The sequence below is a fragment of the Cellulomonas sp. ACRRI genome (assembly GCF_022346185.1).
Classification (GTDB): Bacteria; Actinomycetota; Actinomycetes; order Actinomycetales; family Cellulomonadaceae; genus Cellulomonas.
On record NZ_JAKRMS010000141.1, the window covers coordinates 1 to 10,604 of the forward strand.

Annotated in this window: 12 protein-coding genes and 1 tRNA gene; 8 read left to right on the forward strand and 5 right to left on the reverse strand. The window is 75.2% G+C overall.

Annotated elements, in window-relative coordinates; all coding sequences use genetic code 11:
* The first annotated feature begins 144 nt into the window (after positions 1-144).
* Both MHY85_RS18225 and MHY85_RS18230 read left to right on the forward strand, forming a co-directional pair.
* The gene (locus tag MHY85_RS18225) at positions 145-561 is read left to right on the forward strand and encodes a DUF4383 domain-containing protein (RefSeq protein WP_239199134.1); all 417 of its coding nucleotides are present in this window, start codon (positions 145-147) and stop codon (positions 559-561) included.
* Positions 558-1,223 carry a hypothetical protein gene (locus tag MHY85_RS18230; protein WP_239199137.1) on the forward strand — a complete coding sequence of 222 codons (666 nt, stop codon included), beginning with the start codon at positions 558-560 and terminating at the stop codon, positions 1,221-1,223. The genes MHY85_RS18225 and MHY85_RS18230 overlap by 4 nt, the downstream gene beginning before the upstream one ends.
* Before the next feature lie 189 nt (positions 1,224-1,412).
* On the opposite strand, the gene rplA is transcribed toward MHY85_RS18230, so the two are convergent.
* The 5 genes from rplA to MHY85_RS18255 all read right to left on the reverse strand — a co-directional run bounded on the left by rplA (position 1,413) and on the right by MHY85_RS18255 (position 4,126).
* Entirely contained in the window at positions 1,413-2,132 is a 720-nt protein-coding gene (gene rplA / locus MHY85_RS18235) for a 50S ribosomal protein L1 (protein ID WP_154728880.1), read from the reverse strand.
* A gap of 110 nt (positions 2,133-2,242) precedes the next feature.
* Positions 2,243-2,674, reverse strand: coding sequence for a 50S ribosomal protein L11 (rplK, locus tag MHY85_RS18240; RefSeq protein WP_147795436.1), 432 nt, complete (start codon positions 2,672-2,674; stop codon positions 2,243-2,245).
* 96 nt (positions 2,675-2,770) lie between these two features.
* Positions 2,771-3,583, reverse strand: coding sequence for a transcription termination/antitermination protein NusG (nusG, locus tag MHY85_RS18245; protein ID WP_239199140.1), 813 nt, complete (start codon positions 3,581-3,583; stop codon positions 2,771-2,773).
* A gap of 71 nt (positions 3,584-3,654) precedes the next feature.
* On the reverse strand, positions 3,655-3,939 hold the full coding sequence (secE, locus tag MHY85_RS18250) for a preprotein translocase subunit SecE (RefSeq protein WP_239199143.1): 285 nt from the start codon (positions 3,937-3,939) through the stop codon (positions 3,655-3,657).
* Between the two features lie 114 nt (positions 3,940-4,053).
* A tRNA-Trp gene (locus tag MHY85_RS18255) sits at positions 4,054-4,126 on the reverse strand.
* A gap of 186 nt (positions 4,127-4,312) precedes the next feature.
* Between MHY85_RS18255 and MHY85_RS18260 the strand changes: the two genes are divergently transcribed.
* The 6 genes from MHY85_RS18260 (at position 4,313) to MHY85_RS18285 (ending at position 10,516) form a co-directional block, all read left to right on the forward strand.
* Positions 4,313-5,542 carry a pyridoxal phosphate-dependent aminotransferase gene (locus tag MHY85_RS18260; protein WP_239199146.1) on the forward strand — a complete coding sequence of 410 codons (1,230 nt, stop codon included), beginning with the start codon at positions 4,313-4,315 and terminating at the stop codon, positions 5,540-5,542.
* Between the two features lie 84 nt (positions 5,543-5,626).
* Positions 5,627-6,529 carry an ABC transporter ATP-binding protein gene (locus MHY85_RS18265; RefSeq protein WP_239199149.1) on the forward strand — a complete coding sequence of 301 codons (903 nt, stop codon included), beginning with the start codon at positions 5,627-5,629 and terminating at the stop codon, positions 6,527-6,529.
* Positions 6,526-7,365, forward strand: coding sequence for an ABC transporter permease (locus tag MHY85_RS18270; RefSeq protein ID WP_239199152.1), 840 nt, complete (start codon positions 6,526-6,528; stop codon positions 7,363-7,365). Before MHY85_RS18265 ends, MHY85_RS18270 begins: the two co-directional genes overlap by 4 nt.
* A 19-nt stretch (positions 7,366-7,384) precedes the next feature.
* Complete coding sequence (locus MHY85_RS21950) at positions 7,385-8,683, forward strand: sensor histidine kinase (RefSeq protein ID WP_239199155.1); 1,299 nt, start codon at positions 7,385-7,387, stop codon at positions 8,681-8,683.
* Complete coding sequence (locus MHY85_RS18280; protein ID WP_308191431.1) at positions 8,680-9,336, forward strand: response regulator transcription factor; 657 nt, start codon at positions 8,680-8,682, stop codon at positions 9,334-9,336. The genes MHY85_RS21950 and MHY85_RS18280 overlap by 4 nt, the downstream gene beginning before the upstream one ends.
* 139 nt (positions 9,337-9,475) lie before the next feature.
* Entirely contained in the window at positions 9,476-10,516 is a 1,041-nt protein-coding gene (locus MHY85_RS18285; RefSeq protein ID WP_239199158.1) for an adenosine deaminase, read from the forward strand.
* Positions 10,517-10,604: the final 88 nt, after the last annotated feature.

Below are 10,604 nucleotides of genomic sequence, written 5' to 3' on the forward strand. Positions count from 1 at the left end.
CGCGGGCCCCGAGCCGCCCCCCGCGGGGGGGGTGGCCCGCGGGGCGGTGGGTTAGCTCCCCCCGGGGGGCCCGGCCCCCGGGGGGGGGGCCCGGGGGGGGGGCCCCACGTCAGCGGGGACGTCACCCCGGGAGGAGAGATCACCATGGGCCAGTCTGCCAACCGCCTCGTCGGCGGGATCTTCGGCGCCGTCTACCTGCTCGTCGGGATCGCCGGCTTCTTCGTGAGCTCCGGCGCGGACTTCGCAGGGACCGAGGGCGGGACGCTGATCTTCTTCGAGGTCAACCCCCTGCACAACATCGTGCACCTCGCGATCGGCGCCGCGCTGCTGGGTGCCGCGCTGTCCTCGGTGCGGGCCGCGCGCGGCGTGAACACCACCGTCGGCGCGGTCTACCTGCTGGTCGGGCTGCTCGGGCTGTTCCTCGTCGGGTCGTCGGCGAACATCCTCGCCCTGAACGGCGCGGACAACGTGCTGCACTTCGCCAGCGCGGTCCTGCTGCTCGGCGTCGGCCTCGGCGCCGACCGCGCCGCCACCGCCCCGGCCGCGGCGCGCCGGGCGTGAGCGGGTCGCTCGCCGGCCGCGCGCCCGGGCCGGCGCGAGGGCTGCTCGGCGGCCGCGCGCACGCCCCGGTGCGGCCGGCGGGCGGCGCCGTCTCGACGGACGCGCCCGCCGCCGCGGTCGACGGCACCGACGCGGCCGCCGAGGGTGCGCTGCAGGCCCTGACCCGGCAGTGGTCCTCCCTGGGGGCGCTCGGGCTGGGTCTGGTCGCCTGCGGCGTCGGCGCGGGCCACCTCGAGCACCACCTGCCGGTCGGCGTCGCGCTCGCCGCCCTGGGGCTCGTGACCATCGGCTGGGGCGTCCTCGCCCTGCGCGGGCCCGCTCCCGCGCCCCGCGCCGCCGCAGGCGTCGCCCTCGCGGCCGGGCCGGCGGTGCTGCTGAGCGCCCCGCTGACCGGGACCGCGACCACGGCCGCCGAGGCCGCGGCCCTGGCGCTGGCCCTGGCGGTGGGGATCCTGCTGGGGCTCGGGCTGCGCGCCGCCGCCGACCCGGCCCCGCACCGGCGCGCGCCCGGCGGCGCCGGCCAGGCCGGCACGCTCGCCGTCGGCGCCCTCCTGGTGGCCCTGGCGACGGTGCCGGGCCTCGCCGCGACCGACGCGGGCGCGCACGCGGTGCCGCACGGCTCGCACGGCCTGCCCGCCGAGACGGGCCACGCGGGCCACTAGGCCCGCCCGGCCGGCAGGTCCCGGCCCACGAACGCCGCGCGGCGTCGGCAGGGACGGCTCCCCCGACGCCGCGCGGCCCCGCTCCGCCCGCGCGTCCGTCCGCCGCGCGACCCCGGAGGACGCCCGGCACGCCGGAGGCCCGGCACCCCCTCAGGGGTGCCGGGCCTCCGGCGTGCCGGGTGAGGGGGCTCAGGCCGCCTCGTCCTCCGAGGTGAGGTTCCGGGTCTTGTTCTGGTCCAGCAGGATGCCGGGGCCGTTCGTGGTCGAGACGGTCGCCTTGGTGATGTAGCGGCCCTTCGACGCGGACGGCTTCAGACGCAGGATCTCCTCCAGCGCGGCGGCGTAGTTCTCGACCAGCTGGGTGTCCGAGAACGACGTCTTGCCGATGATGAAGTGCAGGTTCGCGTGCTTGTCGACGCGGAACTCGATCTTGCCGCCCTTGATGTCGGCGACGGCCTTCGCGACGTCCATGGTCACGGTGCCGGTCTTCGGGTTCGGCATGAGGCCACGCGGGCCGAGCACCTTGCCCAGGCGGCCGACCTTGCCCATGAGGTCCGGGGTCGCGACCGCGGAGTCGAAGTCGGTGTAACCCGCCGCGACCTTCTCGATCAGCTCGTCGCCGCCGACCTCGTCCGCACCGGCGGCGCGGGCCTGCTCGGCACGCTCACCGGTCGCGAACACGATGACGCGGGCGGTCTTGCCGGTGCCGTGCGGCAGGTTGACCGTGCCGCGGACCATCTGGTCCGCCTTGCGGGGGTCGACACCGAGACGCATGGCGACCTCGACGGTCGCGTCGTACGAGGTGGTCGACGTCGCCTGCGCGAGGCGGATCGCCTGCAGCGGGTTGTAGGTGGTGCCGGCCTCGATCTTCTCGGCCGCGGCGCGGTACGCCTTGCTGTGCTTCGCCATCTGCTCTCTCTCCTTCAGCAGTCGTGGTCGTCGGGCCGCACAGGGCCCTGCCACTGGGTCGCCCGCCCCGGAGGTCCCGGGGCGGGCGGTCGTCCTGTCGAGCCGGGGGCTCAGCCCTCGACCTTGATGCCCATCGAGCGCGCGGTGCCGGCGATGATCTTCTCGGCGGCGGCGAGGTCGTTGGCGTTCAGGTCCTCGAGCTTGGTCGAGGCGATCTCGCGGACCTGGTCCGCGGTCAGCGTCGCGACCTTGACCGTGTGCGGCGTGGGCGAGCCCTTCGCGACACCGGCGGCCTTCTTGATGAGCTCCGCGGCCGGCGGGGTCTTCGTGATGAAGGTGAAGGACCGGTCCTCGTAGACCGTGATCTCCACCGGGATCACGTTGCCGCGCTGCGACTCGGTGGCCGCGTTGTAGGCCTTGCAGAACTCCATGATGTTGACACCGTGCTGACCCAGCGCCGGACCGATCGGCGGGGCGGGGGTCGCCGCACCGGCGTTGATCTGGAGCTTGATGAGGCCGGTGACCTTCTTCTTCGGGGGCATGAGCCACCCTTTCTTCTCTCGTGGGCCGACGCCGTGGGCGATGACCCGGTTGCAGTGCTGCGTCCGCACGCGCCCCGCGTGCTGCGGGGCGGCGGGTCAGATCTTGGCGACCTGGCTGAACGACAGCTCGACCGGGGTCTCCCGGCCGAAGATGGAGACGAGGACCTTGAGCTTCTGGTTCTCGGGGCTGATCTCGGAGATCGTGGCCGGCAGCGTGTCGAACGGGCCGTCGGTGACGGTGACCGACTCGCCGACGGTGAAGTCGACCTCGATCGGGGTGGCCGTCTTCTGCTGCGGGGCGGCGGCCGGGGCCTTCGCCTCGATCGTCGGCGCCAGCATGGAGAACACCTCGTCGAGGGTCAGCGGGACCGGCTGGTGGGTGTGGCCCACGAAGCCCGTGACGCCCGGGGTGTGCCGGACGGCGCCCCACGACTCGTCGGTGAGGTCCATGCGCACGAGGACGTAGCCGGGGATCCGGACGCGGCGCACGACCTTGCGCTGCGCGTTCTTGATCTCGACGACCTCCTCCATGGGGACCTCCACCTGGAAGATGAAGTCCTCCATGTTGAGGCTCTGGATGCGGTTCTCGAGGTTCGTCTTCACGCGGTTCTCGTAGCCCGCGTACGAGTGGATGACGTACCAGTCGCCGAACTGCGACTTCAGCTGCGCCTTGAACGCGGCGACGGGGTCCTCGTCGGCGTCCGGCTCGTCGGCGACGGGCTCGTCCTCGACGACCTCGTCGTCGGCGGGCTCGTCCGCGGCGGGCTCGCCGTCGGCCTCGACCTCGTCGGCCGCCTCGTCCGTGGGCTCGCCGGCGGCCGGGGCCTCGACCGCCTCGACCGACGCCAGGGCGTCGTCGAGCTCGGACTCGGCGGCACCCAGACCGGGCTCCTGCGATTCCTGCGACACGGGCGAACCTGCTTTCTGCTGCGGAAGGTGGTGCTGAGGTGACGTGCGCCCCGCGGGGGCGCCGCGGAGGCTCAGCCCCCGAAGATCCAGAACGTGGCCCGGCCGATGCCGAAGTCCACGAGGGTCACGAACGCCATCACGACGGCCACGAAGACCAGCACGACGCCGGTGTAGGTGACCAGCTCGGTCCGGGTCGGGCGGACGACCTTCTTGAGCTCCGCGACCACCTGACGGACGAACAGGGCGATCCGGGCGAACAGGCCGCGCTTCTTCTCCGGGCGGGCGGCCTTCTTGCCGCCGGTCCGCTCCGCGGGCTCGCCCGCGTCGGACGCCGCCACGGGTGCCGAGTCGCTCACCTGATCGATTCCCCTACGTCTCGCGACGCCGGCCGTCGCCGGGCGCCTCATGTCGGCCGGCGGCCGCGCCCCGGGAGGTCCCCGGGGGAGCCGCGCGGTCCGTGACCACACGCGCAGGGCAGGCGAGACTCGAACTCGCAACCGCCGGTTTTGGAGACCGGTGCGCTACCAATTGCGCCACTACCCTACGGCGGCGGCGTCCTGGTGAGGCTCCCTCGCGGGCGCGGCTCACCATGGTGGACGTCAACCACCGAGGGACCACTGTACGCGACGCACGGGCCGGGGTCGAACCGCCCTCCGCGCCCGGTGGGCGTCCGCGCCCCGCCGCGGACGTGCCCTGCGTGGGCGCGGCCCGGTCTGCGAGGATGACCCCGTGAGCGCGCCCGCCCCCGCCCAGCCCGCCCGGCCCAGTCGCGTGTCCGCGCGCGTCGGTGGCATCGCCGAGTCCGCCACCCTCGCGGTGGACGCGAAGGCCAAGGCCCTCAAGGCCGCCGGCCGGCCGGTCATCGGCTTCGGCGCCGGGGAGCCGGACTTCCCGACGCCGGACTACATCGTCGAGGCCGCCGTCGCCGCCGCACGGAACCCCGCGAACCACCGCTACTCCCCCGCCGGCGGCCTGCCCGCGCTGAAGGAGGCGATCGCCGCCAAGACGCTGCGCGACTCCGGCTACGCGATCTCCCCCGCCGACGTCCTCGTGACCAACGGCGGCAAGCAGGCGGTGTACGAGGCGTTCGCCACCCTGCTGGACCCGGGCGACGAGGTGCTGCTCCCCGGGCCGTACTGGACCACCTACCCCGAGGCGATCCGCCTGGCCGGCGGCGTTCCCGTCGAGGTGATCGCCGGCGTCGACCAGGGCTACAAGGTCACGGTCGAGCAGCTCGAGGCCGCCCGGACCCCGCGCACCAAGGTGCTGCTGTTCTGCTCGCCGTCCAACCCGACCGGCGCCGTGTACTCCCCGGAGCAGACCGCCGAGGTCGGGCGCTGGGCGCTGGAGCACGGGATCTGGGTCGTGACCGACGAGATCTACGAGCACCTGACCTACGACGGCGCGGTGGCGACGCCGGTGCTGTCCGCCGTCCCGGAGCTCGCGGACACCACCGTCGTGCTGAACGGCGTCGCGAAGACCTACGCGATGACCGGCTGGCGGGTGGGCTGGCTGGTGGGCCCGTCCGACGTGGTCAAGGCCGCGACCAACCTGCAGTCGCACCTGACCTCCAACGTCGCCAACGTGTCCCAGCACGCCGCGATCGCCGCGCTGACCGGCGACCTGTCCGCCGTCGCCGCGATGCGCGAGGCGTTCGACCGGCGCCGCCGGACGATGGTGTCGATGCTCTCGGAGATCGACGGCGTCGTGATCCCCGCCCCGGAGGGCGCCTTCTACGCCTACCCGGCGGTGGACGGCCTGCTCGGCCGCACGGTCCGCGGCGTCACGCCCACCACCTCCGCAGAGCTGGCCGCGCTGCTGCTCGACCAGGCCGAGGTCGCCGTCGTCCCGGGCGAGGCGTTCGGGCCGAGCGGGTACCTGCGGCTGTCGTACGCGCTGGGCGACGCCGACCTGGCCGAGGGGGTCGGCCGGATCCAGGCGCTGCTCGCGGAGGGCTGACCCGCCCGTCCACCGATCGGTGGACGGACGGTCCCGTCCGACGGTCGTCCCGCGGCGCGACCCCCGCCCGCCAGGCTGGGTGCCATGGACGACAGCGACCTGGCGGTCCGGGTGACCGGCCTGCAGAAGCGGTACGGCGAGAAGCGCGCCGTCGACGGGCTCGACCTCACGGTGGCCCGCGGCGAGATCGTCGCCGTGCTCGGCCCCAACGGCGCGGGCAAGACGACGACCGTGGAGATCCTGGAGGGGTACCGGCACCGGGACGGCGGCGACGTCCGCGTCCTCGGCGCCGACCCGCAGAGCGCGGGCCGGGAGTGGCGCGCGCGCCTCGGCATCGTGCTGCAGGGCACCCACGACCTCGCCGAGGCGACGGTCTCCGAGCTCGTGCGCCACTTCGCCCGGTACTACCCGGACCCGCGGGACCCCGACGAGGTGATCGAGGCGGTCGGCCTGCGCGAGAAGGCGCGGACCCGCAGCCGGCAGCTGTCCGGCGGCCAGCGGCGGCGCCTCGACGTCGCGCTCGGCATCGTCGGGCGGCCGGAGCTGCTGTTCCTCGACGAGCCGACGACCGGGTTCGACCCCGAGGCCCGGCACGCGTTCTGGGACCTGGTGTCCGGGCTGCGCGACGGCGGCACGACGATCCTGCTGACGACGCACTACCTGGAGGAGGCCGAGCACCTGGCCGACCGGGTGGCGGTGGTCCGGTCCGGCCGGGTCGTGGCGGTCGACACCCCGGCCGACCTGGGCGGGCGCTCGGCCCGGCAGGCGGTCGTCCAGTGGACCGAGGGCGGCGAGGTCCGCCGCGCGCAGACCGACACCCCGACGGCGGTGGTCGCGGCGCTCGGCGCCCGGCTCGGCGGCGAGGTCCCCGGGCTGCAGGTCGTCCGGCCGACGCTCGAGGACATCTACCTCGGGCTGATCGCGGACGACGAGCTCACCACCCCGGCGGCCCGGGCCGCCCTGGCGACGACGGAGGCCGCACGATGAGCGCCACCACCACGGGCCGGACCGCGACCGGCCGCCTGCCCGGGACCCTGCGCCTCGGCGTCGAGCGCGCCCGCTACGAGATCCGCGGGTTCTTCCGCGAGCGGGACGCGATCATCTTCATCTTCGCCTACCCGATCATCATGCTGGCGATCTTCGCCACCGTGTTCGGCCAGGACGGTGCGGAGGTCGCGGACGGCGTGCCGTTCGCGCAGTACTTCCTGCCCGGGATGATCGCCACGGGCGTGCTGCTGTCCTCGTTCCAGTCGCTGGCCATCTCCATCCCGGTCGAGCGCGACGAGGGCGGGCTGAAGCGGCTCGGCGGCACCCCGCTGCCGCCGACCGCGTACTTCCTGGGCAAGCTCGGCCAGGTGCTCGTCGTGTCGGTCGTCCAGGTGGCGCTGCTGCTGGCCGTCGCCCGGCTGCTGTTCGACGTCGACATGCCGGACGCCGCCGGGTGGGCCACGTTCGCCTGGGTGTTCGTCCTCGGCGTGGCGGCGGGGTCGGTGTGCGGGGTCGGCTTCTCGTCCCTGCCGCGGTCGGGCCGGTCGGCGAGCGCGGTGGTGACGCCGGTCGTGCTCGTGCTGCAGTTCATCTCCGGCGTGTTCTTCGCCTTCTACGACCTGCCGTCGTGGATGCAGCAGGTGGCGTCGGTGTTCCCGCTCAAGTGGATGGCGCAGGGCATGCGGTCGGTGTTCCTGCCCGACGAGGCGGCCTCGCTGGAGCCGTCCGGGTCCTGGCAGCACGGTGCCACCGCGGCGGTGCTGCTGGCGTGGCTGGTCGTCGGGCTGGTGGTCGGCGTCCGGACCTTCCGGTGGCGGCGGCGTGACGACGGCTGACCTGCGCCACACTGTGCCCGTGATCAGCGGAGCGCGGCCGGGGGACGGGGCGGCGGCGCCGGCCCCCGGGGCCGCGCGCCCCGAGTCCGAGCGGACGATGTTCTGGCGCCGCTCCCTGGCCGGGTGGGACGCCGCCTTCTACGCGCTGCTGGCGATCAGCGCGATCTCGATCGTCACCGTCGCCGACAGCTACCCGCCGGACGGGTCCACCTGGGCCGCGCTCGGCGGGCTGCTCGCGCTGCTGGCCGCGTACGTGCTGGTCGGCCGCCGCGGTGCGCGGACGGGCGACCTCCGGCTCACCCGGGCGTACCTGGTGGTGCTGGTGCTCGTGGTCTCGCTGTGCAGCGGGGTCAGCACCATCGGCTCGATCCTGCTGTTCGTCGGCTTCTCCCAGGTGTGGTTCTTCGCGGCCTCGATGCGGGAGGGCGTCGTGGCGTCCGTCGTCCTCGCAGTGTGCTCGTGCACGGCGATCGCCACGGCGGCGTTCGCGGCGGGCGAGGACCCGTCGGCGCGCGACCTCGTGGTGCTGGTCGCGCAGATGGCGGTCGGCCTGATCTTCTCCCTCGCGCTGGGCGTCTGGATCACCCGGGTCGCCGAGCGGTCCGAGGAGCGGGCCGAGCTGCTCGAGCGGCTCGAGTCGGCGCAGGCGCAGCTCGCGGAGAGCAACCACGCCGCGGGCGTGCTCGCGGAGCGGGAGCGGATGGCGCAGGAGATCCACGACACGCTCGCGCAGGGGTTCACCAGCGTCGTCATGCTCGCGCAGACCGCGCAGGCGCAGCTCGACGCCGGCCGGGCCGAGCTGGCGCGGGACCGGCTCGACCAGGTGGAGCAGGTGGCCCGGGAGAACCTGGCCGAGGCGCGGGCGCTGGTCGCCGCGTTCGGGCCGGCCGCCCTGGCGGACGCCACCCTCGCCGAGGCGCTGGAGCGGCTGGGCGAGCGGTTCCAGGCCGAGACGGGCGTCCGGGTCGAGGTCGCGCTCGGGGACGCCGGCGCACCGGACCGGGACACCGAGGTCGTGCTGCTGCGGGCCGCCCAGGAGGCGCTCGCCAACGTGCGCAAGCACGCGGGCGCCCGCCGGGTGCTGCTGCGGCTGGTCCGGGACGGCGGCACCCTGGCGCTCGAGGTGCTGGACGACGGGCAGGGCCTCGCGCCCGGCACCGCCGAGGGCGTCGGGCTGCGCGGGATGCGGGAGCGCGTCACCGCCGGCGGCGGGACGCTCGACGTGGCCGGGGAGCCCGGCCGCGGGACGCGGGTGCGGCTGGCGATGCCGCTCCGCGACGAGGGGCCGCGCACCGGCCCGGGGACGGGGACCGCGTGACCGCGCAGGAGCAGCAGGACGCCGCGACGGTGGTGCGGGTGCTGGTCGCGGACGACCACCCCGTCGTCCGGTCGGGTCTGGTCGGCATGCTGACCGTCGAGCCGGACGTCGAGGTGGTCGGCGAGGCCGCCGACGGGGCCGCGGCGGTCGAGGCCGCGCGGGCGCTCCGGCCGGACCTGGTGCTGATGGACCTGCGGATGCCGGTGCTCGACGGCGCCGCCGCGACCGCACGGATCGTCGCCGAGCTGCCCGGCGTGCGGGTGCTGGTGCTCACCACCTACGAGACCGACGCCGACATCCTGCGCGCCGTCGAGGCCGGCGCCACCGGCTACCTGCTCAAGGACACCCCGCGCGACCAGCTCGTGGCGGGCGTGCGGGGCGCGGCCCGGGGCGAGTCGGCGCTGTCGCCGTCCGTGGCGTCCCGGCTGGTGCAGCAGATGCGCGGCGAGGCCGAGCGGCTGACCCCGCGCGAGCTCGAGGTGCTCGCCGGGGTGGCGCGCGGGCTGTCGAACGCCGCGATCGGCCGGGAGCTGTCCATCACCGAGGCGACCGTGAAGACCCACCTGCTGCGGTCGTTCGCGAAGCTCGACGTCGACGACCGCACCCGTGCGGTGACGGTCGCGATGCAGCGCGGCCTGCTCCCCGCGCCCTGACCCCGTGCCGAGGTCGAGGGATTCCCGTGGAACCGCCCGCGCAAACCCTCGACCTCGACGCGGACCCTCGACCTCGCGCCGGCGGGGTCCCGGCGCGGCGGAGGCGGCGGGGCGCCGGGGGATCGGGCAGACTCGCCGGGTGCGCGACCTGGCCCTGCTCCCGAAGGCCCACCTGCACCTGCACTTCACCGGGTCGATGCGCGTGCAGACGCTCGCCGACCTGGCCGTGGAGCGGGGCGTCCGGCTGCCGGCCACGCTGCTCGACGGCGAGGGCCTGCGGGTCCCGGCCGACGAGCGGGGCTGGTTCCGGTTCCAGCGGCTGTACGACGCGGCGCGCGCCTGCGTCCGCGGCGAGGCCGACCTGCGCCGGATCGTGCGGGAGGCCGCGGCCGACGACGCCGCCGAGGGCTCGGGCCGGCTGGAGATCCAGGTCGACCCGACGTCGTACGCCCCGCCGGTGGGCGGCATCACGCCCGCGCTGGAGATCGTCCTGGACGAGGCGCGGTCGGCGAGCGCGGACCTCGGTATCGAGGTCGGCGTGATCGTCGCGGCGTCCCGGATGCGGCACCCGCTGGACGCGCGGACCCTCGCGCGGCTGGCCGCCCGGTACGCGGGCGACGGCCCCGGCGAGGTCATCGGCTTCGGCCTGAGCAACGACGAGCGCCGCGGGGAGACCCCCGAGTTCGCCCCGGCGTTCTCGATCGCGCGGCGGGCGGGCCTGGCGTCCGTGCCGCACGGCGGGGAGCTGCTCGGCCCGCCGCACGTCGAGGACGTGCTGGAGTCGCTGGCCCCGGACCGACTCGGCCACGGGGTGCGGTCGGCGGAGGACGGCGCGCTGCTGCGCCGGATCGTGGACCGCGGCATCGCCCTGGAGGTGTGCCCGGCGTCGAACGTGTCGCTCGGGGTCTACCGCCGGCCGGAGGACGTGCCGCTGCGCCGCCTCGTCGACTCCGGTGCGACGGTGGCGCTCGGCGCCGACGACCCGCTGCTGTTCGGGTCCCGGCTGGTCGAGCAGTACACGACCGCGCGCGAGGTGCACGGCTTCACGGACGCCGAGCTGGCCGACCTGGCGCGGGCGTCGATCCGCGCGAGCCGGGCGTCCGACGGCACGCGGGCGCGCTTGCTGCGTGGCGTCGACGCGTGGCTCGCCGCCGACCCGGTTGCGCAACCCGCGGGTTGATCAACGCCCCGGGCGTGGTTCGCCGAGATGGCACCTCTCGGCTGCGCGGCGGCCCCGGCGTGCAGCCGAGAGTTGCCATCTCGGCGGG

Coding starts and splice junctions, on each gene's coding strand:
- MHY85_RS18225 (WP_239199134.1), top strand. CDS start 145: ATGGGCCAGTCTGCCAACCGCCTCGTCGGCGGGATCTTCGGCGCCGTC.
- MHY85_RS18270 (WP_239199152.1), top strand. CDS start 6,526: ATGAGCGCCACCACCACGGGCCGGACCGCGACCGGCCGCCTGCCCGGG.
- rplA (WP_154728880.1), bottom strand. CDS start 2,132: ATGGCGAAGCACAGCAAGGCGTACCGCGCCGCGGCCGAGAAGATCGAG.
- rplK (WP_147795436.1), bottom strand. CDS start 2,674: ATGCCCCCGAAGAAGAAGGTCACCGGCCTCATCAAGCTCCAGATCAAC.
- MHY85_RS18265 (WP_239199149.1), top strand. CDS start 5,627: ATGGACGACAGCGACCTGGCGGTCCGGGTGACCGGCCTGCAGAAGCGG.